Origin of the sequence: Arthrobacter sp. AZCC_0090 (genome assembly GCF_014207375.1) — a bacterium.
GTDB lineage: Bacteria > Actinomycetota > Actinomycetes > Actinomycetales > Micrococcaceae > Arthrobacter.
The window spans coordinates 139,748-164,726 of the sequence record NZ_JACHEE010000008.1 but is presented as its reverse complement, the minus strand read 5'-3'; the positions used below and the strand labels follow the sequence as shown (position 1 = coordinate 164,726).

The following is a 24,979-nucleotide window of genomic DNA, read 5'->3' as shown; positions in this document are numbered from 1 at the left end:
GCAACACCCCCACATCACCAGGAGGAACCATGAACACCCATCGCCTCAAAGGCGCCGGCATCCTGACCGCCAGCGCGATCGCACTCAGCTTCGGCCTGACCGCTTGCGGTGGATCTTCGGGCGCAAGTACAGCCTCGTGCACCCCGAAACACCAGGGCATCCAGACCGTTGCGCCGGGCAAGCTCACGGTGGGCGTCATCGACATCCCGCCGTTCAGCAGCTACAACAGCGGCAAGCCCAACGGAATCGACATCGCGATCGTCAGCAAGATTGCCAAGGACGAGTGCCTCGAACCGGCCTACCAGCAGGCCACCTACGCCGATGCCGTGCAGTCCATTTCCGGCAGCAACATCGACCTCGCGGTGGGCACCATCGACGCGACCGAGAAGCGCCTCAAGGCCGTCGATTTCTCCGCTTCCACGTATCTCGACGGCATGGGCATCGTTTCCAAGTCTGGCGCCACCACCGTCGCCGACCTCGAGAAGATGAACAAGGTGGGCACGATCGACGGCTACCTGTGGGTTGAGGACCTCAAGAAGATCCTGGGCGACAAGCTGGTCACCTACCCGAGCAGCGTCGAGCTCAAGGCGGACTTCGACGCCGGCCGCCTGGACGCCGACGTCGACGCTTATGGCGTGCAGGTGCTTCAGTTCAAGGGCGCCTCCGGAGTCAAGGTCGCCCTCGCGAACGAGAAGCCGGACGCACGCGTCGGGGCAATCGCCCACGCACCCGAGGCCGCGTTCCCGATGACCAAAGGCAACAAGAGCCTGCAGGACGCCCTCAACGCCGGCATTAGTTCACAGCGCGCCGACGGCACCATCACCAAGCTCCTGACCGACGCAGGCCTGTCCGAAGGACTTGGGAAGGTCGCCGACAAGCAGTACGTCGTTCCCGCAAGCTAGCCCACTGCCTCCCAGCTGACGCAAGTCAGCAAACCCCGGGTGCCGGGTTTCGGCCCGGCACCCACCTCAACCACCTGTGCAATGTCACATGGTAGATTAGGCTGTGAGGTAGCTCACGGCAGCACAATGACGGCGCCGCGCGTGCCCATCGAAAGGACCAACCATGACTGAAACCCGCAAGCCCTGGCACGGCGTACTCGTCGCCACAGCACTGCCGTTCAAGGACGATCTCAGCATCGACTACGACGCCTACGCTGAGCACGTACGCTTCCTGGCCAACGCAGGCTGCGACGGCGTAGCCCCCAACGGATCGCTGGGGGAGTACCAAACGCTGAGCGATGAAGAGCGCGCCCGCGTCATTACGACGGCGGTCGAGGCCGCGCCCGAAGGCTTCACCGTCATGTCCGGCATCGGCGCATACGGCGGGCTGCAGACGCAGAGGTGGGCAGAACAAGCCGCCGAGGCGGGCGCCAAGGCGCTCATGTTGCTCCCTCCGAATGCCTACCGCGCCAACGACGACGAGGTGGTGGACCACTACCGCCGCGCAGCCGCCGTCGGGCTGCCGATCGTGGCCTACAACAACCCGATCGACACCAAAGTGGACCTCACTCCGCAGCTCATCGCCCGTCTCCACGGCGAAGGCCTCATTGTCGGCGTCAAGGAATTCACGGGCGACGTGCGCCGCGCCTACGAAATCAAGGAACTCGCGCCTGAGGTGGACCTTCTCATCGGCACCGACGACACCGTCGTCGAGATGGGCCTGGCCGGTGCCGTCGGCTGGGTAGCGGGCTATCCGAATGCGATTCCGGAATCCACGTTGGAGCTCTACCGGCTTTCAACCTCAGGCGACGTCTCTGACCTGGACCGCGCCCGCGAGATTTACCGCGATCTGCACTCCCTCCTGCGTTGGGACAGCAAGACAGAGTTCGTCCAGTCCATCAAACTATCCATGGATATCGTTGGCCTTCACGGAGGCGCCTGCCGCCCACCCCGGGGACCGCTCGCCCCCGCAGTGCGCGACGCCGTTATCCGCGACACAGAAGCAGCCCTCGCGAAGGGTTACAAATAAACAAGAGGTGAGCGAGCGTTTCCGCAAACCCGCCAAAGGTGAGCGAGCGTTTCCGCAAAACCCCCCAAAGGTGAGCGAGCGTTTGGTGGGAGACGCACAAGCCGGGTTGCGGTCCTTCGGGAGCGTGTCTAAGCGACGGCGAAGGGCCGTTGCCCGGCGAAGCAGCCACGGGGACCTAGACCAACCAGAAGGAGCACTCCATGAGAACCAGCCGCATCTTCCACGCCGTGGACTCACACACCGAGGGCATGCCCACGCGCGTCATTACGGGCGGCATCGGGACGATCCCCGGTGCCACCATGGCCGAGCGCCGGCTGTGGTTCATGGAGAACAGCGATTGGATCCGCACCCTGCTTATGACCGAGCCGCGGGGCCACGCGTCCATGAGCGGCGCCATCCTCCAGCCTCCCACCAGGCCGGATGCGGACTTCGGCGTCCTTTTCATCGAGGTCTCCGGGCTCCTGCCGATGTGTGGGCACGGCACCATCGGCGTCGCAACAGTGCTGGTGGAGACTGGAATGGTGGAGGTGGTCGAGCCGGTCACCTCGGTGCGGCTCGATACGCCGGCCGGCCTGGTGATCGCCGAGGTGGCCGTCAAGGACGGGCATGCCGAGTCCGTGACGATCCGCAATGTGCCTTCCTTCGTGGATCGCCTCGACGCCTTGGTTGAGGTCCCCGGCTACGGCACCGTTGCCTACGACCTCGCCTTTGGCGGCAATTTCTACGCGATAGTCGACCTGGACAGCCTCGGTTTGCCCTTCGAGCGCTCCCGAAAGGATGATCTCCTCAGGGCCGGACTCGCCATCATGGACGCCATCAACGCCGACGACGAGCCTGTCCACCCCGAGCGCCAAGACATCCGCGGTTGCCACCATGTCTACCTCAAGGCCCCGGGTTCCACGGCGGAGCACTCCCGCCATGCCATGGCCATCTACCCCGGCTGGTTCGACCGCTCCCCGTGCGGCACCGGCACCAGCGCCCGCATGGCGCAGCTACACGCGCGCGGCGAACTCGCCCTGGACACAGACTTCATCAACGAGTCCTACATCGGTTCGCGCTTCATCGGTCGGCTGGTCGAAGAGACCGAGGTACGCGGCCGGCCCGCCGTCGTCCCCACCGTCACCGGACGGGCTTGGCTCACGGGCACCGCGCAGTACTTCCTCGATCCCACCGATCCCTTCCCGGAAGGGTTCCTGCTGTGACGCTCCCATACTTCGATGCTGCGGCGGTGCGGGCGGCGGCCCCATGGACGACGGCGATCGCCGCACTCGAGCACGCGCTCCGGGATGGCGTTGACCCGGAGGAGGACAGCCCCCGCCTGTTCAGCCCCGCTCCGGGCGGCGAGTTCCTGCTCATGCCCGCGGTCGGCCAACACTACAGCGGGGTCAAAACCCTCACCGTGGCCCCCGGAAACCCCGCGCGCGGACTCGAGAAGATCCAAGGCATCTACCTGCTGCTCGACTCGGAAACGTTGGCTCCCCTGGCCACGATGGATGGCAACGAGCTCACGGCGATCCGCACTCCTGCCACCACCCTCCTCGCCGTGAAACACATTCTCGCCGCGGCTCCCGGCAGCGGAACCGGTGCTCCGGGAACGCCGCACGTGCTCGTTTTCGGCGCGGGGGTCCAGGCACTCAACCACCTCCGGGCGGCGAGCGCCGTGTTCCCGGAGGCGAGCTTCGCCGTCGTCGGCCAGCGCCCCGAGCGCGTGCGGGTCCTCATCGAGCAGCTTGCGTCCGAGGGAATCAAGGCCCGCCCGGCAAGCGCTGCAGAGGTATCGAGCGCCGATGTGGTGCTCTGCACGACGTCGTCGCGTACTCCGCTGTTCGACGGCGGCCTGGTGGCTCCTGGCGCGGTCGTCGCCGCGGTGGGCCAGCACGGCCTGGACGCGCGTGAGGTGGACGCGTCGCTGGTGCGGCGCTCCGACGTCGTGGTGGAGGGGCGGGCCTCGGCCTGGCGGGAAGCGGGAGATCTCATTCCTGCCCGCAGCGTCGAGGAATGGAAATCCATCCAACCAGCCAATCTGCGGGAGCTGGTCAATGGCGAGTTCGAGCGGATTCCGGGCCGGCCCTGCGTGTACGCAGGTGTGGGCATGGCATGGGAGGACCTCGTGACGGCGGCCTTGGTGTATGAAGGAGGCACCAGACCATGACGCCTGCACAAGGAGTGCTCACCGTGCCAGCCAACAACAAGCTTCCCATCGCACCTCTGGGCCGCCAGCGCAGCCTCCGCGAATCCGTCACCGAGTCGCTTCGCGCGGCAATCATCGCCGGAACCCTCGAAGAAGGCACGATGTATTCGGCGCCCGCGCTCGGCGCGGCCTTCGGCGTCTCGGCCACTCCAGTGCGCGAGGCGATGATGGACCTGACTCGCGAAGGCCTGGTGGAAACGGTGAAGAACAAGGGCTTCCGCGTCACCAGCATGAGCGATCGCGAGCTCGACGAAATCACTGAGATCCGGCTGCTTCTTGAGCCGCCTGTCATGGCCGACGTCGCCGGAACGGTCCCGCCGTCGGGCATGACGGTGCTCCGCTCGCTGGCAGACAATATCGTCGAGGCGGCGCGCGAAGGGGATCTCGCCGGTTATCTCGTCGCGGACCGCGACTTCCATGCTGAGTTGCTCCGCTATTCGGGCAATAACCAGCTCGTTGCACTCGCCACCAGCCTGCGTACCCGAACCCGCATGTACGGGCTCAAGACTTTGAGCGAGAGCAACCGCCTGGCCGACTCGGCCCAGGAACACCACGAACTACTTGACCTCATAGAGTCCGGCGACGCCGACGCCGCCCGGGAACTCATGCGCCGCCACATCGGTCACGCCCGCGGCCTCTGGGCCACCGGCGAGAACGAGACACCACCCGAGGAGCAACAAACATGAACCAAGGCAGCGACGTCCTCGTCATCGGTGCCGGGGTCATCGGGGCGGCTACCGCCTACTTCGCCGCCCGGCAAGGCCTCTCGGTCACGGTCATCGACAAGGGCCTGCCTGCGAGCGGCACCTCTTCCGCCTGCGAGGGGAACATCCTCGTCTCGGACAAGGAGCTCGGCCCCGAGCTTGAGCTCACCCGCTACTCCCTGGGGGTCTGGCACCAAGACCTTGGGGAACACAAGAAACTCTGGGAATTCGAATCCAAGGGCGGGATCATCGTAGCCTCGCGCGAGAGCAGCCTCGCTTCGTTGAACCGCGTCATGGCCGTGCAGACGGGCTATGGAGTGGCGGTAGAGGAACTGGACCAAGATGCGCTGCGCGAGGCCGAGCCGCATATTTCCCGCGAAGCCCTGGGCGGCGCAAGCTACTCCGAGGACTGCCAAGTCCAGCCGATGCTCGTCGCCGCCCACCTCGTCCGGCTCGCAACCGAGGCGGGAGCACGATTCCTTGCGGACACTCCCGTGACCGGCTTTCTGCGCAGTGGTTCCTCAAGCAGTGGTTCCTCAAGAAGCGGCTCCTCAAGCAGTGGTTCCGCGGCCAACGGTGGCCGCGTCACCGGCGTTAAGACTCCCCGCGGGGACTTTTTCGCGGACGCGGTGGTGAACTGTACGGGCACATGGGCGGGCGAGCTCGCCGCGCTGGCCGGGGTCAGCGTGCCGGTCCTCCCCCGGCGCGGATTCGTCATGGTCACCGAGCCACTCCCGCCGATGGTCCACCACAAGGTTTACGCGGCCGAGTACATCGACAATGTCGGCAGTTCCGACGCCGGCCTCCAGGGCTCGCCCGTGGTCGAGGGCACCCCCAGCGGCACCATCCTCATCGGTTCGACGCGTGAGCGGGTGGGCTTCGACCGCACGGTGAGCACCGATGCGCTGAGCCTGCTGGCCCGCAATTCCACTGCGCTTTTCCCCTTCCTGAAACACGTCAAGGCCATCCGTCACTATCACGGTTTCCGCCCGTACTGCCCGGACCACTTACCGGTGATCGGGCACGACGAGCGCGCCCCCGGGCTCTGGCACGCTGCCGGCCACGAAGGCGCCGGGATCGGACTCTCTGCCGGAACAGGCAAGCTCCTCGCCCAGGCGCTCCTTGGCCAAACCCCGGACCTCGATCTTTCACCTTTCGCTCCGGCCCGCTTCGGCGAGCTCCCCGCCAGCGAACCTGCACACCATTCCACTTCACCCCAGTCCGCGGAACACCGAGAGGAGGCCACAGCATGAGTACCCGAGCACGAGGCGCGGCAAAGACTGCCGCGATCGGCGGCGTCGTCCGCGTGAGCTTTGATGGGCGGCCGCTTGAAGCATCTCCGGGCCAGAGCGTCGGCGCTGCTTTGACCTCCCAAGGCATCACAGCCTGGCGCGCCACACGCAAAGGCGAGCGGCCTCGGGGGCTGTTCTGCGGCATCGGCGTGTGTTTCGACTGCCTGCTGACGGTGGACGGCTCCGCCAACCAGCGCGCGTGCCTTGTTGAGGTTCGCGAGGGCATGGAAATTGAGGGCTCATGCCGGGAGGATCCCTCGGAAGAAACCGGAGGACGAGCATGACGCCGCCCATCGTCAGCGCGGACATCGCCGTCGTGGGCGCGGGTCCCGCCGGGCTTGCCGCCGCTGTTGCGGCTGCCGAGTCTGGAGCCACCGTGGTGCTCGTAGACGCGGGTGCCCAGCCGGGCGGCCAGTTCTGGCGGCACCGGCCTGAGACCGTTGTGCCGGTGCCGGATGGCCAGGGACACCACGGGTGGAAGAGTTACCTTGACCTCCGCGCAAGGTTCGACGCCGCTCGCCACCAAGGGCTGATCACGTACCTTCCCGGACTCCAGGTTTGGATGGCCCAGCAAAACCAGCCAGCGCAAGGGGACGACGCCGGCTTCACCTTGCGCACGACGCCCACCGTCGCGGAAGCTGCTTCGGACCGAAGCGCCGCCGGCGCCCGAACCGTCGTCGCGCGCCGCCTCGTCCTGTGTACCGGCGGCTACGACCGCCAACTGCCGGTTCCCGGCTGGGATCTTCCCGGCGTGATGGCCGCCGGTGGCATCCAGGCATTCATCAAGGCCAACGGAATTCTGCCTGGGAAACGCTTCGTGATCGCTGGAACCGGCCCTTTTCTCCTCCCGGTGGCCGCGAATATCGCCGAGGCTGGCGGCAAGGTCCTCGCAGTGCTTGAGTCCTCTTCCCCGACCACCTGGCTTCCGCATCTGCGTGCTGCCGCAGGAGTGCCGGAGAAGGCACTTGAAGGAGCGGAGTACGCCGCAGTCTTCGCCCGGCATCGGATTCCGTACCGCACACGCAGCATCGTCACCGAGGTCCTCGGATCCGGATCCCTCGGAGCGGATCATGCGTCCGGGGTGCGCACGGCCAAGGTCGATGCCGACGGCAGCGTCCGGCCTGGAACAGAGCGCGTGTACGAAGACGTGGACGTGGTGGGTTTCGGCTGGGGCTTCACGCCGCAGATGGAGCTGCCGCTGTCTTTCGGCGTCGAAACCCGGCTCGACACGGACGGCTCGCTGGTGGGCGTCGTCGACGAGCGCCAGCAGTCCAGCGTCCCGGGCCTGTATCTCGCAGGTGAGGTCACCGGCGTCGGCGGCGCTACGTTGGCCGTACTTGAGGGCCTCGCAGCGGGCACCGCCGCGGCGGGCGGGTCCGCCTTGCCGCAAAAAACCGCTGCGTCAGAGAAGACCACTGCGCGGCATCGGCGTTTCGCGGAGGCAATGCACCGGGCCCATCCGGTTCCCCCTGCCTGGCAGGACTGGCTCACTCCGGAGACCACCGTGTGCCGCTGCGAGGAAGTCACCGCCGGCGAGATCACCGAAGCCCGGGAGAGCCTGGGTGCCCGCGATGCCAGGAGCCTCAAGTCCTTCACCCGCGCCGGAATGGGCTGGTGCCAAGGCCGGGTTTGCGGCTTCGCATCAGCCTGCCTTGGAGCCGGGCCGGGCGCTTCGCCCACCGCCGAATCCCTGTCCAGCGCCGCCAAGCGGCCCCTCGCTGCGCCCGTGGGCATAGGCGAGCTCGCCGCGCTGGACGCCGACTACGAAGACCCCACGAATTCCCTCCTGAAAGGAGACCGAGCATGACCACCGTCGCCCAAAACACGCCCGGCAAGCAATCCAACGCGAGGGCCGTAGCGCCCACTACTGACACCGAACTGGAATCGTTCCTCGCCGCTGCCCAGGCCGCCGCGTCGCCGCTCGCCGCCTTGCGGCCTGCCGAACGCGCAAAGCTGCTCGACGCCGTCGCCGACGCCCTCGACTCGGCCGCGGACCAACTGGTCCCCGTGGCCCAGCGCGAGACCCGCCTGGCCGAGGGCCGCCTCCGCGGTGAGCTCAAGCGCACCACCTTCCAGCTGCGCCTGTTCGGGGAACTGTTGCGCGATGGCGGTTACCTCGACGCCCGGATCGACCACGCCGACGCCGACTGGCCCATGGGTGCTCCGCGGCCCGATCTTCGCCGCGTTCTGGCGCCCTTGGGGCCGGTTGTCGTGTTCGCCGCCAGCAATTTTCCCTTCGCATTCTCGGCGGCGGGTGGAGACACCGCCTCGGCACTTGCCGCCGGAAGCCCCGTGCTGCTCAAGGCGCACTCGGGCCATCCACAGCTTTCCTTGCTCACCGCAGAGGTTGTCACCTCCGCCCTTGCTGCTGAGGGCGCTCCCGAGGGCACCTTCGCACTCATCACCGGTACCGCCGCCGGGGCCGCCGCACTGCGGGATCCGCGGATCAAGGCCGGCGCCTTCACGGGCTCCATTCCGGGCGGGCGCGCATTGTTCGACATCGCAAGCTCTCGGCCGGAGCCCATCCCCTTCTTCGGCGAGCTGGGCAGCAACAACCCGGTCTTCGTCACCGAAGCCGCGGCCGACGACCGCAGCATGGAGATCGCCGAGGGCTTCATCGGTTCCTTCACCCTCGGCGCCGGACAGTTCTGCACCAAGCCCGGCACGCTGTTCGTCCCGGCGGGATCCCGCCTGGTGGACGCACTGCGCAACGCCGCCCTGCCGCCGGCAGCGCCATTGCTCAACGATCGGATCCAGTCCGGCTACGCCGAAGTGCTTCAGGAGCTGCAGGCCAACCACCGCGTGACGGTCCTGGCCCAGGGCTCCGATCCTCTGGCCGACCCGCCCAGTCCCACGCTCCTGCTCACGACCGCCGCGGACATGCTCGCCGAACCGCATGCTCTCCAGGCCGAGTGCTTCGGCCCCACGGCCGTCGTGGTGGCGTACGACGACGAGTCCCAGCTTCCGCAGATCGCTGAGACTTTCGAGGGGCAACTGACTGCGACAATCCACGGCACGGATTCCTGCAACGTGGCCGGGCTCATAGAGATCCTCGCACGCAAGGCCGGGCGGGTCCTCTGGAACCAGTGGTCTACCGGCGTCTCGGTCACCTATGCGCAGCAGCACGGCGGGCCCTACCCAGCGACGACTGCGGCCGGCAGCACGTCCGTGGGAACTGCCGCGATCGAGCGTTTCCTGCGGCCGATCGCCTATCAGGGATTCCCGCAGCACTTGCTGCCTGAATCCTTGCGCGAGGAGAATCCCCTGGGAGTACCGCGCCTTGTGGACGGGCGACGGGAGGGGTAGTAGTCCTCTCGGGGCCGGCCGGCTCGGCTCTTGCTTGCCCTCGGGCCACCTTCACCCCGTGGTGCCCTTGACAAGATCCGCAGGTGCATGAATGATACGAGCCTCACCAGCTTTGTCCCTTCCCTTGGTCAATGGCTGAATCGGTGTCCGGCGTCGTCGAAAGAGTGTATTGACAGTAATCGTGTGGGCGTGTTTTTCGCTCGGGCTGGTGGGGCTGCTCCTGAACTGGATGAGTGTCATCGGAACGCTGATAGTGCCGCGGCCGCTGCACAGCAACCTTTCACGGGTGACCCATATGGTCACGGCGAAGATGTTTTTTGCCATCACAAAACCCGTCACCTCGTACGAGGTACGTGATCGGATCCTTGCCTGGCAGTCTCCGATGTCGTTATTCGTCCGCTTGCTTGTCTGGGTGATCCTGTTCGACCTGTCGTTCAGTCTCCTGCTTCTTCCCTTCGTCGACGGTGACATCTGGCTAGCTGCCAGCGAGGCTGGCTCCGCGATGTTCACGCTCGGCTACGCAGCGCCGTCGAACTTTGGCAACACAGTATTGGTCTACGCAGCCGCGTATACCGGGCTGATCGTCATCGCTTTGCAGATTGGCTACCTGCCAACGCTCTACGCAGCCTTCAACAGGCGTGAAGCAGAAGTAACGCTTCTCGTGTCGAGGGCGGGCTCACCGTCGTGGGGACCTGAGCTTCTGGTGCGCACACGGTTCGGCATGGCTGCTCAAAACAGCACCAGCGAGCTGAGCGATCTCTACCGTACCTGGGAGCGATGGGCCGCTGATGTAGCCGAATCGCACAGCACCTACCTCACGTTGGTGTGGTTCCGTTCACCTGCACCGCAGTCGAATTGGCTCAATTCGCTCCTCAGCGTGATGGATGCGGCCGCGTTGCAACTTTCGCTGAGTCCGGGGTCTGCACCGAGCACCCGGGCGCGCCTGGTTCTTCGAATGGGGTTCACCTGCCTGAATCAAGTGGCGCGGGCCATTCGTATCCCGGTCGACGAGGACCCCGATCCCGATTCCCCACTGGACGTGACTTTCGAAGACTTCCAGGCAGCAGTGGAACTCATGCGGACGGTCGACTACCCGGTTGAAGTGACAGCAGAGCAAGCCTGGCCCCACTTCAGGGGCTGGCGCGTCAACTACGAAAAGGTGGCGTACGCCCTCGCCTACGCGATCGACGCCCCGCCATCGATGTGGAGTGGCCCGCGCCGCTTCCCATCAGAACCCACCATGCCGTACCGGCCGAAGAACCGTACCTCAAAGGAAGTCAAGCCAGACGACCCGCAAATGCTCGGCCAGCGGAGGACGCGCTGACGGAGGCGTGCAGGGGTTCGGGTCCGCCACGACCGCCACGATGGGGGCATTGAGCTGTTCGACCCGGCCTGAGTCACTCCTTCCAGCGATTCTGCCCCGCGAGACTGCGTTGTCAGGCTTTTGATGACTTCCGGACGATCAGTTCGAAGTCGAAGATTTCGTTCACGATCGGATCGTCAGCAGACCTGTCCACGAGGATCTCGACCGCTCTCCGGGCGATGGCTTGAGTGGGCTGGCGGATGGATGACAGCGGCGGCACGGAATAGGCGGACGCCTCGGTGCCGTCGACGCCGACCACCGCTACCTCGCCCGGGACGCCAAGTCCGAGGGAATACGCAGCGAAGAGCACCCCATGGGCCTGTTCATCCGTCGTGGCGTATATGGCGCGCGGGGCATCTGGTGATCGCAGCCACTCCGCGGTCACTTCGGACGATCCCGCCCTGGAAATGGCGGAGGCTCGCTCGGTCACCCGGACCCCTAATCCGGAAACTGCACGCGAGAATCCTGCGGCATGCTGCCTGGTTCCGACGGAGTCGACCGGCCCATTGAGCAAGCCAATACTTTCGTAGCCCTGTTCAATCAGATGACGGGTTGCCACATATGCGGCTTCTTCGTAATCGATGGTCAGCGATGATGCGTGCTGCTCTTCGGAGAGCGGGTGAAGGGCGACTACGGGCAATCGGGCTGCGTGGGCCGGCTTGAGATCGGGTTCATCCAGAAGAGAGACGAGAATGAGGGAATCAACCTGGCGCTCGATGAAGGTTTCGATGAGGCGGTGTTCCTGGTCCTCAACTGTTGCGGAGTCGCCGATGAGAAGCAGGTGGTCCCTACCGGCCGCCGCGATCTCCACCGCCCTGGCAAGTTCTGCGAAGAACGGGTTGGCAATATCCGGAACAATCAGTCCGATCGATCGCGTCTTGCCAGCACTCAGCGCCCGCGCCAGTGCGTTGGGTTTGTAGTCGAGCTCACGAGCGGCCCGCAGAACCCGCTCCCTGGCATCGGCTGACACAGCCCGTGGACCGTTGTTGAAGACGTAGCTCACCACCGCATTGGACGTTCCGGCCAGTCTCGCTACGTCCCTGGCTGTCGGCATGGTCCTCTCCTCTTCCAAACATCGAACTCTAACCGCATAGACGAGTTGATCATACCGGCTTCCCCCGCGGAGCGGATCCCAAAAAAATCTCTTGTGAAACCATTCGCCTCGGAGTAGTCTAACCGGTTAGATGCTCCATGGCATTCCCCCACACATCAGAAAGGCTTCCCGTGAAGCGCAAACTTCTCGCAGCCACGTCGCTGCTTGCGGCCGGAACACTCTTCCTGGCAGGCTGCTCGACGAGCTCCCCGAATTCCGGTACGGCAAACGGAAGCGAAGGCTCTGGAACTGGAACCGTGAACCTGCTTGGTCCCGAAGATCCCGCGACTTTCGCGCCGGTCATTGCGGCATTCAAGGCGAAGAACCCAGATATTTCCGTCAAGTACTCCCAGGTGCCCTTTGACCAGCTCAACCCGACGCTGCAGCAACGCCTCGGCGCAAAAGACGACACGATCGACGTTTACACCGTCGACCAGCCGCGTTTGTCCCAGCTCGCCGCCCAGGGTTTCCTCGAGGATCTCAGCAGTCTGAAAGGCCAAACCAAGGCCGCCGTACCTGACGCGCAATACAGCGTGAATCTGTACCAGGACAAACTGTGGGCCTTGCCAATATGGAATTCAACGCAGCTGATGTTCTTCAATAAGAAGGCCCTCGACGCGGCCGGCGTCAAGCATCCCTCCATTGACCCGGCACAGCGCATGACCTGGGAGCAGGTCGTCAAGGACGGCAAAGCCGTGCAGGCAGCAGGAACCCAGTTCGGGCTCCTCTTCGAACAGGTCGAGGCCTACTACCAGCTCCAGCCGCTGGCCGAATCTGCAGGAGGCGGCTCAGGCATCACCGGCGACAAAATGCTCACGACCGACATCACCAACCCGGGCTGGGAGAAAGCCATGCAGTGGTACGCGGACACGTTCTCCTCGGGCCTGTCCCCCCGCGGCGTGGGCGGATTCCAGACCAGCCCTGTCTTCACCTCAGGGAAGGTGGCCTACTTCATCGGAGGTCCCTGGGACATCGGCAACTTCGCCAAATCAAGCATTGACTGGGGCGTGGCCCCGATGCCGTACTTTGCCGGCGGAAGCCAGGCCACCCCGACTGGCTCCTGGTCCTGGGGCATCAACCCCGCATCGAAGAACAAGGCCGCAGCCAAGAAGTTCCTGGAATTCGCATCCTTTGATCCGGCAGGCAACCTCGCCACCACGGAAGCGCAAACCATCATTCCGGCCAACACGGCAGCAACCGCCCAGTATCTACCCAAGCTTGAAGCCCTCGGCGGAGACAAGAGCAAGGGAGTGGGCTCCCTGATTGCCCACGAAAATACCGAAACGGCTAAACCCCGACCGGTGAGCATCGGCTATATCCAGTTCGAGGAGATCATTGGCAAAGCTTTCGCCGACATCCGCAACGGTTCCCCTGTGAGTGAGCGGCTCAAGCAGGCTGCCCAACAGATCAACGATGCTTGGAAACAGCTGTAGCAATGTCACAGACAACTGATCGCCGACCTGCGGCAGAAGGGCGGGCCGCCCCCACACGGCCCGCCCGCCGCAGGCGGCCGGCCCCACTAATAGCCGTAGCGGCGGCCTTCTTGGCCCCGGCCTTCATCAGCCTGCTCGTGTTGCGGATAGCGCCGGCAGCGGTGGCCCTATGGGACAGCCTCTACCGTCACAGCTTCCTCCAAGGCGGAACGGTCTTCGTCGGCATTGAAAACTACACTGATCTCTTTGACAACGTGGACTTCAAAAACGCCCTGCTGGTCACCCTCGTGTTCTCCCTCGTCGTGAATCCGCTCCAGATCAGCGCCGCCTTCCTACTCGCAGTTCTCTACACAAGAAAGGCCGCGGGCGCGAAGATCTGGAGATCCCTCGTCGTCCTGCCGATAGCTGTTCCCCCCGCCGTCTCGGCAGTCGTTTGGAGCGTCATTTACCGACCCGACGGATTAGGCAACTCCTTCCTCTCCCTCCTGGGCCTGCCCGCCCAGCCGTTCCTGACCTCTCCCCAGCAATCACTAGCCTCCATCATGGTGCTGCTGAGCTGGATCGGCGTCGGCTACTGGATGCTCTTCCTGATCGCCGGCATCAACGACGTTCCGACCGAGCTCTATGAAGCAGCGTCCATCGATGGCGCGTCGGCATGGCGAAAACTATGGTCAGTGACCCTGCCACTGGTCCGCCGCCCGCTCGCCTTTGTCCTCGTTGCCGACACCGTCTCCAACTTCCTCATCTTTGCCCCCGTCCAGATCCTCACCAAGGGCGGACCGTCAGGATCCACAAACCTCCTCATGTACGACATTTACACCCGGGCCTACACGCTCGGAGACCTCAGCAAAGCCCAAGCAGAAGTGATCATTCTCGTGCTACTCACACTCGTCATCGTCGCCGTGCAGTTCCGGCTACTTCGCAGCTCTGATGCCGCATGATCGCCGCAACAACGCAAGCCAAGGTCACCAGGCAGCGCACGGTCGCCTACCTCGGATTGAGCGTGCTGGGAGCTTGTATCGGCATCCTCTTCCTGACCCCGCTCTGGTGGACATTCGTGAACTCCCTACGCCCGGGAAGCGATACATTCCGCTACCTGAATCCCCTGGAGTGGGAGACGTTCTTCACGGCGACACCATCGCTGGACAACTACGCCGCCCTCCTGCGCAGCGATCTTGGCCTGGCAACCCTGAACTCGATCATCGTCAGTGGCATCACCGTGGTTGTGGGTCTGGCGATATGCTCCATGGCAGCGTTCGCCCTCGCGGCCATTCCCTTCCGCGGAAGCGGCATAGTGTTCGTGGCCGTCGTCGTGAGTTTCCTGATCCCCTTCGACGCGATTGCCATCCCCTTGGCAAATCTGTTCCGCGACTGGAACCTCCAAAACACGTATGCAGGACTGATCCTCCCAGGTCTCGGGAACGGAATGGCGATCTTTCTGCTGAGGACATTCTTTCTGGCCATCCCCAAGGACTTGGTCGAAGCCGGACGGCTGGACGGTTTGGGATGGTGGGGGATCTTCCGCAGGATCTACCTCCCGTTGTCGGCGCCGTCACTCATCGGGGCTGGCCTGACGCTCTTCCTGTTTCAGTGGCAGTCATATGTCTGGCCGCTCCTGAACGGAACAGACAGCCAGCACATCCTCGGACCAATCGCACTCTCGAACATGCAAGGGCAATTCAACGTCGACTACGGAGTGATGTTCGCGGGCTCGATGGTTCTGACCCTGATTCCCTTGGCCATCATCATCGCGTTCCAGCGCTATTTCATCCAGTCGGTATCCACCACTGGGCTCAAATAGCCCCACTCCCCATCTGGCCCGGCAAAGCCATGCCACAAACACTTCGTAAGGAAAACACCATGGGTGCTGAACACCGCATCATTCTTGACACCGACATTGGATCCGACGTCGACGACGCTCTCGCCCTCGCACTCATTCTTGGTTCCCCGGAGGCCGAACTGCTCGGAGTCACCACCGTTTACGGCGACACGCTCCTTCGCGCTCGGCTCGCCAGACGGCTGGGGAAGCTGGCAGGGCGGGATGTGCCCGTGTATTGCGGGATCGGAACTCCCCTATCTGGCCGTGACGTCTGGTGGCCTGGTCACGAAGGGTCCCTGCACGAAGGTCTGGAGAATGAAAGCATCCAGGACGAAGACGCCGTCAACTACCTCTTGCGCCAGGTCGCTGAGCACCCCGGTGAGGTCGACATTGTTGCCATCGGTCCGCTGACCAACATCGCGGCAGCACTCAAAGAAGATCCAGCATTCGAACGGAATGTGAGGCACCTTTGGATCATGGGCGGGGCGTTCGGCACAGGAGAAGTTGAGCACAATTTCCGCAGCGACGACCTATCGGCTTCAATCGTTTTCAAATCCAGCCTCAACATCACCGTCACCGGGCTGGAAATCACTCGCAAAGTTGAAATGCGCCGCGATCAACTGGAACTCATCTCCGCGGCAGGGCCCTTGGGAGCCGCACTGGACGCAGACATCCGCCAATGGTGGGAATTCTGGAACGAGGAATGGAACGTTCCGCACGACCCGATCACTGTATTGACCCTTCTCCGGCCTGGACTCTTCGACCTATCGGTTCAGGGCACCGTGTCCATCGCAGGCGGAGGCGAATCCGCTGGACTCAGTACGTTCATGCCCGACGCGAGCGGCAAGGTCCGCCGCGTCACAACCATTGATGCCAACTCCGTAGCCGCCGAAATCAGCTCAAGAATCGTAAGCGCCGGCAGCACGCGCCAACTACACGAAATTGACTAGACCCGCCCGGTGGACACGAGCGTCTGCGGGGACTTTTCCAAGATGCCGCCTGAGTTTGCTCGATTCCGAGCATCACGGAAGGATGCGGGGGTTCGCGCCTAAAGCGGCGGATACCGTCTGAGGCCCACCATGCCACCGGCGGTGATCAGTGCTCCGCCGAAGGCCACCAGCAACCCGGCCACGGAAAAGGTGGGCGCTACGGGCTGACTGTTCCGGGCAGGGCCGCCCGGGTCAAACCTTGGGCCCGCCGCCGACGCTGAGTTCTGAGCCGAAGGAGCCGGAGGAGTGGCAATCGGCAACGGCGCTGCGCCCCCCGTCGTAGCTGATGGCGCGGCCTTGGTGGGGCCCGGCTCCACGGTCACCGCGGACGACGGAGGGGAGGCCACACCAGCCGGAGTAGTAGCTCCCGGATCAGGCTGGGGTTGCGGTTGTACCGGCGGACTGGGCGTAACTGGCGGGCTGGGTTTGCCCGACGGCCGCGGAGTCGGGGAGCTACCTGGAGAGCACGCACCCACCAGTCCAAGGAGGCCCTGCGAATCGCAGGGCGCCGCCACTGCAGTCCCCGCTGTTGCCAGTGCGATCAGCCACAAAGCGAAAGGAAGTGCGACGAGGGCAACTGGAACCTTCCGGCGAGTCATGGCTTCGACTCTACCTACTGAGCGCCAACTTGGGAGAAAGGTGCGGCCTGCCCGAGTCACAAGGCCAGGCCGCACCAACGATCACGACCATATCCACAGCCGCTTGGACGTCTGAGGTTCTCAGGGCGTGATTGGCCCTTGCAGGACACGGAGCGCAAGCGAAGCGTCGCCCTCGATGAGCGCGGTGTCCACGAGGTCCGAACGTCCCCAGAGACCGAGGTACATGCTGCGCAGAGGTGCAGAAATCGATGCCGCGATCGGCCCCGTACCGACGGCCCAGCTGCCGGATCCTGGGACATTGAAGGTCACGGCCGCTTCCGGCTGCGGCATCCGCCCCAGCCGCAACTGGCGCGGGGTGAACATTTCCAAGACCTCACCGATTCCATCGAGCATGAAGTCCTCGCTGAAGGCTGGGGCCTCCAAAACCGATGCGGAGCATGCGTCAACAAGGTGGATGGAGTGTTCGTGCGCCTGGCGCCTGAGCCAGAATCCAGCCTTCTGCGAAGGCCCAAAAGTCCAGCACTCCTTCTCGGGATCAACCCTCGCCATGGTGTCAAGAAAGGAGTTCGACCCCTTGAGGAACCACTCTGCACCGCCGACGGACGGGGCAGGGGGTTCCTCGACGAACTTCCCGCCAAGAACAATCTCCGCAGCCCATCGTTCGATCGAGCCGAGGTGCCCGAAAAGTCCATCGAGTGTCCAACCCGGACATGCGGGAACCGAATGCGCAAGCTTTTCTTCAGGTTGTCCGGCAAGGACGCGGAGTTGATCGACGCAGGCGGACAGTTCGGCAAGGTAGCGATCGGGCGACATGGGTTGAGCATAAACCGCCGTTAGCCTCAATCCCCCAGCTGACCCAGAATCCGCGCGAGCTCAGCGCGGTCCTCTGTGCTGAGCCGGCCAAAGTACTCGGAGGACTTGCCGCGCCGTTCGGCACTGATCTTCGCAAAGAGCTCCTGCCCGGCGGCCGTGGCGGCCACCAGGGTAGCCCGCCGGTCCGTGGGATCCGGGTCGCGACGGACGAGGCCCTTGGCCTCGAGCTGGTCCACCACCTCCGTGGCCGAACGTGGCGCAATGCGCAACCGTTCGGCCAAGTCTTTCAGGCGCATCGGTTCACGGGCCGATGGGTCTTCCGGCGCCATGAGCGAGCCGGCCTTCGTGTCACCAGCTGGACGCCGTCGCATCAGGGTCATGAGCGCCCGCCATTGGTGCGGCGTCATTTCCCACGGAGCCAACTGCTCGGCCCAGGTTCGGCGCAGCCCCCGGAAAGCGGCATGGAACAGATCGCCGAGATCGGCGGAATCAGAGGGCTGTGAGTGCATGCCGCCAGTCTAGCAATTTGACCCGTAACCACATAGTGAGGTAGCCTCTGTATTACTCAGCGCGATTCCCGCGCCCCATTCACCACTGGAGGTGGTGCTTATGACGGAGAACATCCACAGCCACAATCCCGCAGCGCCGGGCTCCGCGATCCGAAACGGCGGCCGCGGTCCTGCCCGCCCTAATCCCGCCGACCGCACCCAGCTGAAACAACATCCCATCAGTCTCAAGCGGATTGCCGGACTGTTCACACCGCACAAGGCGACCATCGCCGTCGTCGTGCTTCTCATTAGCGCTTCCAGCATCATCGGCCTGGCGCAACCCTTCCTGGTCCGCCACATCATCGACGTCGCGTTGCCCGGCAAGGATCTGCCGCTTCTCGGCTGGCTGGCTGCCGGATTGATCGGCGTAGCCGCCGCAACCGCGCTCATTGGCGTGGTGCAAACCTGGATGACCACGGGCATGGGCCAGAAGATCATGCACACGCTGCGCACGCGCTTGTTCACGCACCTGCAGCGGCAATCGCTGGGATTTTTTACCCGGACCCGCAGCGGCGAGGTGCAGTCGCGGTTGAACAACGACATCGCTGGCCTGCAGCAAGTCATCACGTCCACTGCCACTGGCGTCGCCTCCAACCTGACCACGGCCATTGCCACCGCCATCGCCATGGTGGCCATTTCACCCGGACTTTCGCTGCTGTCGCTTGTAGTGATCCCGCCAGCCGTCTGGTTCACCCGCCGGGTGGCCCTGCTCCGGCGCAACATCACGTCCACGCTGCAGAGCGAACTGGCCACGATGAACACGCAGGTGGAGGAGGGGCTGTCAGTCTCCGGCGTCCGGCTCTCCAAAACCCTCGGAACCACCAGGCGCGACGCCTACCGCTACACGGAAAGCTCCAGACGGCTGATCGGCCTGGAGATGCGTTCGCAGCTGGCCGGCCGCTGGCGGATGGCCACCATGGGCTTGATCTTCTCCGCCATTCCGGCGCTGATCTACCTGGCTGCCGGATTGCCAGCCACCAGCGATGGCATGACCATTGGCACTCTCGTGGCGTTCACTGCCTTGCAAGCAGCCATCTTCCGCCCCATCATGAGCCTGCTGGACCTCGGGGTCCAATGGGTCACCGCGATGGCGTTGTTCAGCCGGATCTTTGAATACCTGGACTTGACCCCCGAGATCACGGCCCCGGCACAGCCTGTCCCCCTGGACCCGGCCACAGTGCGTGGCGAGGTCCGCTTTGAGGGCGTCCGTTTCGCGTACGACGGCGGCACTGAAGTTTTGCGCGGCATCGACCTTGTGCTCCCGTCAGGCAGCAGCACCGCAATCGTGGGCCCCACGGGTTCCGGCAAATCGACGTTGGGCTCGTTGGTCCCACGCCTGCATGATGCCACCGCCGGGCGGATCGCCATTGACGGCGTGAATGTCCGCGACATCGCCCCGGCGGACCTGACGAAAATCGTGGGTGTGGTGTCCCAAGAGACGTACCTCATTCACGACACCATTCGGGAAAACCTACTGCTCGCCGCACCGCACGCGGACGACGCACTCCTGTGGAGCGCGCTGGCCTCCGCGCAGATCGCGGACCTGATCGCGGGCCTGCCGGACGGCTTGGACACCGTGGTCGGCGCCCGGGGCCACCGGTTCTCCGGCGGCGAGCAACAGCGCCTGGCCATTGCCCGGACCATCCTGCGCAATCCGAAAGTTCTGGTCCTCGACGAGGCCACTTCCGCATTGGACAACGCCACTGAGTCCCAGGTTCAGGCCGCGCTCGACCGGCTGGCCGTTGGCCGGACTACTCTGACCATCGCCCACAGGCTCTCCACCGTGGAGAAGGCGGACCAGCTGGCGGTGCTGGCCGGGGGTGCCATCATCGAGATCGGAACGCCTGGCAAGCTTCGCGATGCCGGCGGCGCCTATGCACGGCTCGTCGAGGCCAGAGAGACTGTGGAGTTTGAAGATCATGATACGGAAGCCCTTGCCCGGCTCACGGCATGAACCGGTACCCGATCCCCACCTCGGTGATCAGATTCTCCGGATTCCGCACGAAGGACTCGGCGCAGGGTGCTTTCGCAAGTGCCGGTGTTCGCCTCCTGCCATGGACGTTAAGGATTCGTCAAGATAGGAGCCATCCGGGAGGAAAGACGTGCAGTCGATGCTAACTTCGGCAGTGATAGCAGTGCCGTGCGCCACGCGGAAAGGCAAACATGACCACCTTGAGCAGGCCGCCAGCTGATCCTTCGGCGCCACAGCCAGGGACCATGGCCTCCCTGCGGACATGGCTTCTCTTCGGACTGCAGGACAGCAAGGGAATCCACCAGGGTCCCGGCGCAGTGGGCGATTCCCATCTGAAGAAGCATTCGTGGTGGCAGGTCATGTGCCTGACCGGTGTCGATTACTTCTCGACGCTGGGCTACCAGCCGGCTATCGCGGCACTGGCTGCCGGAGTGATCTCCCCCTTGGCCACCATCGTCTTGGTGGCCGTCACTCTCCTCGGCGCCCTTCCCGTCTACCATCGCGTCGCCGGGGAAAGCCACCGCGGCGAGGGATCGATCGCCATGCTCGAGCGCTTGTTGCCGCGTTGGGGCGGCAAGATCCTTGTCCTCGTCCTCCTCGGGTTCGCGGCGACCGACTTCATGATCACCATGACTCTCTCGGCAGCGGACGCCACCGCCCACGCGATCCAGAACCCACTTGCCCCGGGCTGGCTGCAGGGCCAGAACATCCTGGTTACTTTGTTCCTGCTGGCTCTGCTCGCCGCCGTGTTCCTGCGCGGATTCAAGGAAGCAATCGGCGTGGCGGTGGTCCTCGTCATTCTCTATCTGGGCCTCAACGTCGTTGTCGTATTCGCAACGATCGTAGAGGTATTCACCCATCCGGTCGCAGTGGGTGACTGGTGGCATGCACTGTCGACCTCCCACGGAAACCCCATCATGGTGGTCGGCATCGCGCTACTCGTGTTCCCCAAACTCGCCCTGGGCCTGTCCGGTTTCGAGACCGGCGTCGCCGTGATGCCCCAGATCCGTGGACATGCCGCGGACACCGAGGAAAACCCTGCCGGACGGATCAAGGGAACCCGCCGGCTCCTGACCACGGCAGCCGTCATCATGAGCTCGTTCCTGATCGCTACCAGTTTCACTACCGTTGTGCTGATTCCGGACCAGGAATTCCAGCCGGGCGGCCAGGCCAATGGTCGCGCCTTGGCGTTCCTAGCCCATCAATATCTCGGCGTCGGATTCGGCACCGTGTACGACATCAGCACCATTGCCATCCTCTGGTTCGCCGGCGCCTCCGCCATGGCCGGGCTACTGAACCTGGTCCCGCGGTATCTGCCGCGCTATGGGATGGCACCGGGATGGGCCCGAGCAGTGCGCCCCCTGGTGCTGGTGTTCACCCTCATCGGGTTCCTGATCACCTTCCTCTTCAACGCCGACGTCGATGCCCAGGGTGGCGCCTATGCGACCGGTGTGCTGGTGCTGATGACCTCGGCAGCGGTGGCGGTGACGCTCTCCGCCCGCCGCGCACGGCAGCGCAAGCGCACAGTCGGGTTCGGCATCATCGCGGTGGTCTTCATCTACACCACGATCGCCAACATTTTCGAGCGTCCCGAAGGCATCCGGATCGCCGCGATCTTCATTCTGGGCATCATCGTGATCTCCTTGCTCTCCAGAATCCGGCGTTCCTTTGAATTGCACGCCACGCACGTCCATCTGGACCGCCAGGCGCTGGAATTCATGTCCACCAATCTGAACGGGCCGATTGCGCTCATTGCCCATGAACCGCTACGCCTCACGGCTGAGGCGTACGAGGAAAAGCTCACCTCAGCCATCGAAGTCAGCCACATTCCCGTCGACTACCAGGCACTCTTCCTCGAAGTGATCGTGGACGATTCCTCCGATTTTGAAACTGCACTTGAAGTCCGTGGCGTCACCCGTCACGGACACCAAATCCTGGAAGTCCACGGACCCGTGGTCCCCAACACCATCGCCTCGGTGCTCCTGCACATCCGGGACGTGACCGGGCTGATGCCGCACATCTACTTCCGCTGGACCGAAGGCAACCCGATTATCAATCTCCTGCGTTTCCTGTTCCTCGGCGAAGGAGAGATCGCGCCGGTGACCCGGGAAGTCCTCCGTGAAGCCGAATCCGACGTCACCCGGCGCCCCTGGGTCCACGTCGGCTGACCGCGTCTGACGTTGGGGATGATGCTCAAGCGCAGGTACGGATGACCCTAACGGCGGACTCCAACACCGCGCCTACGCCGGAGGCGCCGTGGATTCGCGGACTACAAGGTGCGTTGCGAGCTCCACACGGCGCGAGTCCACTGCGTCACCACGCATTTGGCGCAGCACGAACCGCAGGGCCGCGCGGCCCATCTCCTGCAGCGGCTGGGACACGGACGTCAGGGGAGGCACCGATTCTTCTGCTTGGTAGGTGCCGTCAAAACCGACCACGCTGATGTCCTCGGGGATGCGGATCTTTTGCCGGCGCGCCTCGGCGAGCACTCCCAAGGCGATGCTGTCGCTTGCGGCGAAGATCGCCGTTGGGCGCTCTTCGAGTTGAAGCAGGGTTTTCATTCCCGCCACACCGTTCTCGGAGCGGAAAGGTCCTGACAGGATGTAGCGTTCCTCGACAGGCACCCCCACCGCCATCAGTGCGGCCATGTAGCCGTGGAGCCGCGCCTGGTTGCATTCCGCTGCTTCGGGCCCGCCTAGATAGGCGATCCGGCGGTGCCCAAGATCCAGCAGGTGGGCCGTGGCAGCCTTGCCTCCAGCCCAATTGCTGGCGCCGACGCTGACCACATCACCCGGGGGCGGGTTGAGCGGGTCGATGACAACAATGGGTATCTGCCGGCGTCGAAATGGATCCAACTGCTCCGAACTGAAGGCCGAGGTCACCACGATCATGCCGTTGCGTCCCTCGTCGATAATCCGCTGGGCCCGCTGTTCCGGGCTTAATGTCGAACCACCTTGCTGGCCCGTGATGTTGAGGAGGACTTCGACGTCGGAGGAGGCTGCGTGCTCCAGCACACCATTGAGTACCTCCACGCCATACGCCGAGTTCAAGGTGTCGAGCACGACCTCCACCACGGGCCGCCGGCCGGCGATGTTCTTTCGCTGAAGCGGTGATTTGTACCCCGTCCGCTCCAAGGCCGTCAGAACCTTGGCGCGCGTAGCAGCGGCAACGTCCTCGCGCCCGTTGACCACCTTCGAGACTGTGGGCATCGAGACGCCCGCTTCCCGCGCAATGGCGGCCAATGTCAGCTTGGCCGGACGTTCATTGCTGGCCATGACTCCCTTACTCTTTCGAAATATTTCGGTCCCACAAGTCTGAATGCCTGCACCCGAAGAGTCAATCATTATTTCGTAAAAGAGTTGAACTTTATGCTCGAAAGTCCTTGACGGTGACTCAGGCCACAGCTAAATTTGCCTGACGGACCGAAATTAATGTCGAAATATTTCGAAGATTCCGCAAAGCGAACTCAATGTCAGCGGCAGTGCAGCCTCGTTCCTGAAGGCCGGACTCCCGAAACCAAAAGCCGGGCAATCAGCGTCGAGCCCGGAGGACGAATGGAAATGCAAATGGTAAAACTCACGTTGCGTTCAGCAGCGATCGCCGTCACCGCTGCGGCCGTCTCAATCTCCCTCGCAGCTTGCGGTTCCAGCGGGCCGGCAAGTTCGGCAGGCAACGCCGATTCGGCCACAATGTGGGGCCTTACAGGCGGTAACCAGCCCGTGCTCCAGAAGTCCATTGATGCGTGGAACAAAGCCCACCCGGACGAGGCCATCAAGCTCGACTTCTTCGCGAACGACGCGTACAAGACCAAGGTGCGCACCGCCGTCGGCGCCGGCCAGGGACCCACTTTCATCTACGGTTGGGGCGGCGGAGTCCTGAAGTCCTACGTCGACTCCGGCCAGGTGGCCGACATGTCCGATTTCATCGCGTCAAACCCCGATGTCAAGAGCCGCTACCTGCCGTCCGTGCTGAAGAACGGCGTGATCGGCGGCAAGACGTATGCCCTGCCCAACAACAACGTGCAGCCCGTCGTCCTGTACTACAACAAGGAAGTCTTCGACAAGATCGGCGCACAAGCCCCCAAGACTTGGGATGAACTAATGGCGCTGGTGCCGAAGTTCAAGGCAGCCGGCATCGCTCCCTTCTCCCTGGGCGGCCAGTCCAAGTGGCCTGACCTGATGTGGCTCGAATACCTGGTGGAGCGCATCGGCGGACCCGACGTCTTCGCGAACATCGCCGCCAACAAGCCCGGTGCCTGGTCCGATCCCGCCGTCAAGGAAGCCCTAAGCAAGATCCAGGAACTGGTTGACGCCGGCGGATTCGTCAACGGCTTCTCCTCCATCGCGGCCGACAGCAACGCGGACCAGGCCCTCCTCTACACCGGCAAGGCAGCCATGATCCTGCAGGGCGGCTGGATCTACCAGGGTATGAAGAAGGACGCTGCGGACTTCGTCAAGAACGGCAAACTGGGCTACATCACGTTCCCGAGCGTTTCCGGCGGCAAGGGCGATCCGGCCAACGTCGTGGGCAACCCGTCCAACTTCTGGTCGATCTCTTCCAAGGCCACTGACAGCCAGAAGAAGGCTGCCCTCGACTACGTCAAGAGCGGCATGTTCACCGACGCTGACACCCAGGCCCTGATCGACTCCGGAGCCGTCCCGGTGACCACGGGTATCGAAAGCAAGCTGGCCGCATCACCGGACAAGGACTTCCTGAGCTATGTGTACGGCATGGCCAAGAACGCCCCCAGCTTCACCCTCTCTTGGGACCAGGCCCTCAGCCCGGCCCAGGGAGACGCCATGTTGGCGAACCTGGACCAGATCTTCCTGAAGAAGATCAGCCCCGATCAGTTCGTCTCAACCATGAACGCAACGATCGGAAAGTAA

General features: G+C 63.9%; 22 protein-coding genes. 17 read left to right on the top strand and 5 right to left on the bottom strand.

From position 1 onward, the window contains the following. Positions 1-29: 29 nt before the first annotated feature. From HNP00_RS14215 to HNP00_RS14170, 10 genes are all read left to right on the top strand, one after another. Entirely contained in the window at positions 30-902 is an 873-nt protein-coding gene (locus tag HNP00_RS14215) for an ABC transporter substrate-binding protein (RefSeq protein ID WP_184740179.1), read from the top strand. Between the two features lie 163 nt (positions 903-1,065). Further along, on the top strand, positions 1,066-1,971 hold the full coding sequence (locus HNP00_RS14210) for a dihydrodipicolinate synthase family protein (protein ID WP_184740177.1): 906 nt from the start codon (positions 1,066-1,068) through the stop codon (positions 1,969-1,971). A 200-nt stretch (positions 1,972-2,171) separates the two neighbouring features. Continuing rightward, positions 2,172-3,173 (top strand): proline racemase family protein, encoded by a 1,002-nt coding sequence (locus HNP00_RS14205; RefSeq protein WP_184740175.1) that lies wholly within the window; start codon positions 2,172-2,174, stop codon positions 3,171-3,173. Then, a complete protein-coding gene (locus tag HNP00_RS14200) occupies positions 3,170-4,123 on the top strand; it encodes an ornithine cyclodeaminase family protein (protein ID WP_184740173.1) in 954 nt (317 codons plus the stop codon). The genes HNP00_RS14205 and HNP00_RS14200 overlap by 4 nt, the downstream gene beginning before the upstream one ends. Beyond that, on the top strand, positions 4,120-4,848 hold the full coding sequence (locus HNP00_RS14195; protein WP_184740171.1) for a GntR family transcriptional regulator: 729 nt from the start codon (positions 4,120-4,122) through the stop codon (positions 4,846-4,848). The genes HNP00_RS14200 and HNP00_RS14195 overlap by 4 nt, the downstream gene beginning before the upstream one ends. Next, the gene (locus HNP00_RS14190; protein ID WP_184740169.1) at positions 4,845-6,119 is read left to right on the top strand and encodes an FAD-binding oxidoreductase; all 1,275 of its coding nucleotides are present in this window, start codon (positions 4,845-4,847) and stop codon (positions 6,117-6,119) included. Before HNP00_RS14195 ends, HNP00_RS14190 begins: the two co-directional genes overlap by 4 nt. Continuing rightward, positions 6,116-6,442 (top strand): (2Fe-2S)-binding protein, encoded by a 327-nt coding sequence (locus HNP00_RS14185; protein ID WP_184740167.1) that lies wholly within the window; start codon positions 6,116-6,118, stop codon positions 6,440-6,442. The genes HNP00_RS14190 and HNP00_RS14185 overlap by 4 nt, the downstream gene beginning before the upstream one ends. Beyond that, complete coding sequence (locus HNP00_RS23655) at positions 6,439-7,965, top strand: NAD(P)/FAD-dependent oxidoreductase (RefSeq protein WP_221451503.1); 1,527 nt, start codon at positions 6,439-6,441, stop codon at positions 7,963-7,965. Before HNP00_RS14185 ends, HNP00_RS23655 begins: the two co-directional genes overlap by 4 nt. Then, positions 7,962-9,464: an aldehyde dehydrogenase (NADP(+)) gene (locus HNP00_RS14175; RefSeq protein WP_184740163.1), complete on the top strand. Its 1,503-nt coding sequence runs from the start codon at positions 7,962-7,964 to the stop codon at positions 9,462-9,464. The genes HNP00_RS23655 and HNP00_RS14175 overlap by 4 nt, the downstream gene beginning before the upstream one ends. Positions 9,465-9,633: 169 nt before the next feature. Continuing rightward, the gene (locus HNP00_RS14170) at positions 9,634-10,788 is read left to right on the top strand and encodes a hypothetical protein (protein ID WP_221451502.1); all 1,155 of its coding nucleotides are present in this window, start codon (positions 9,634-9,636) and stop codon (positions 10,786-10,788) included. Positions 10,789-10,900: 112 nt separating this feature from the next. Here the strand turns inward: HNP00_RS14170 and HNP00_RS14165 are convergent, their stop codons facing one another. Further along, positions 10,901-11,881: a LacI family DNA-binding transcriptional regulator gene (locus HNP00_RS14165; protein WP_184740161.1), complete on the bottom strand. Its 981-nt coding sequence runs from the start codon at positions 11,879-11,881 to the stop codon at positions 10,901-10,903. A 170-nt stretch (positions 11,882-12,051) separates the two neighbouring features. Between HNP00_RS14165 and HNP00_RS14160 the strand changes: the two genes are divergently transcribed. Genes HNP00_RS14160 through HNP00_RS14145 form a run of 4 tightly spaced genes read left to right on the top strand, consistent with a single transcriptional unit; the run spans position 12,052 to position 16,122 of the window. Next, complete coding sequence (locus HNP00_RS14160; protein WP_184740159.1) at positions 12,052-13,353, top strand: sugar ABC transporter substrate-binding protein; 1,302 nt, start codon at positions 12,052-12,054, stop codon at positions 13,351-13,353. 2 nt (positions 13,354-13,355) lie between these two features. Continuing rightward, positions 13,356-14,294, top strand: coding sequence for a carbohydrate ABC transporter permease (locus HNP00_RS14155; RefSeq protein WP_184740158.1), 939 nt, complete (start codon positions 13,356-13,358; stop codon positions 14,292-14,294). After that, entirely contained in the window at positions 14,291-15,154 is an 864-nt protein-coding gene (locus tag HNP00_RS14150) for a carbohydrate ABC transporter permease (RefSeq protein WP_184740156.1), read from the top strand. The genes HNP00_RS14155 and HNP00_RS14150 overlap by 4 nt, the downstream gene beginning before the upstream one ends. Before the next feature lie 59 nt (positions 15,155-15,213). Then, positions 15,214-16,122, top strand: a complete 909-nt coding sequence (locus HNP00_RS14145; RefSeq protein WP_184740154.1) for a nucleoside hydrolase — start codon at positions 15,214-15,216, stop codon at positions 16,120-16,122. A 98-nt stretch (positions 16,123-16,220) separates the two neighbouring features. Here the strand turns inward: HNP00_RS14145 and HNP00_RS14140 are convergent, their stop codons facing one another. The 3 genes from HNP00_RS14140 to HNP00_RS14130 form a co-directional block, all read right to left on the bottom strand. Beyond that, on the bottom strand, positions 16,221-16,760 hold the full coding sequence (locus tag HNP00_RS14140; RefSeq protein WP_184740152.1) for a hypothetical protein: 540 nt from the start codon (positions 16,758-16,760) through the stop codon (positions 16,221-16,223). 120 nt (positions 16,761-16,880) lie between these two features. Continuing rightward, positions 16,881-17,573: a maleylpyruvate isomerase family mycothiol-dependent enzyme gene (locus tag HNP00_RS14135; protein WP_184740150.1), complete on the bottom strand. Its 693-nt coding sequence runs from the start codon at positions 17,571-17,573 to the stop codon at positions 16,881-16,883. Between the two features lie 26 nt (positions 17,574-17,599). Beyond that, positions 17,600-18,082 carry a MarR family winged helix-turn-helix transcriptional regulator gene (locus tag HNP00_RS14130; protein WP_184740148.1) on the bottom strand — a complete coding sequence of 161 codons (483 nt, stop codon included), beginning with the start codon at positions 18,080-18,082 and terminating at the stop codon, positions 17,600-17,602. Positions 18,083-18,182: 100 nt separating this feature from the next. Between HNP00_RS14130 and HNP00_RS14125 the strand changes: the two genes are divergently transcribed. After that, positions 18,183-20,075, top strand: coding sequence for an ABC transporter ATP-binding protein (locus tag HNP00_RS14125; RefSeq protein WP_184740146.1), 1,893 nt, complete (start codon positions 18,183-18,185; stop codon positions 20,073-20,075). Positions 20,076-20,284: 209 nt separating this feature from the next. After that, a complete protein-coding gene (locus HNP00_RS14120; protein ID WP_184740144.1) occupies positions 20,285-22,261 on the top strand; it encodes an amino acid transporter in 1,977 nt (658 codons plus the stop codon). 72 nt (positions 22,262-22,333) lie between these two features. On the opposite strand, the gene HNP00_RS14115 is transcribed toward HNP00_RS14120, so the two are convergent. Then, on the bottom strand, positions 22,334-23,368 hold the full coding sequence (locus tag HNP00_RS14115; protein WP_184740141.1) for a LacI family DNA-binding transcriptional regulator: 1,035 nt from the start codon (positions 23,366-23,368) through the stop codon (positions 22,334-22,336). 291 nt (positions 23,369-23,659) lie between these two features. On the opposite strand from HNP00_RS14115, the gene HNP00_RS14110 reads away from it, so the two are divergent. After that, positions 23,660-24,979, top strand: coding sequence for an extracellular solute-binding protein (locus HNP00_RS14110; protein ID WP_184740139.1), 1,320 nt, complete (start codon positions 23,660-23,662; stop codon positions 24,977-24,979).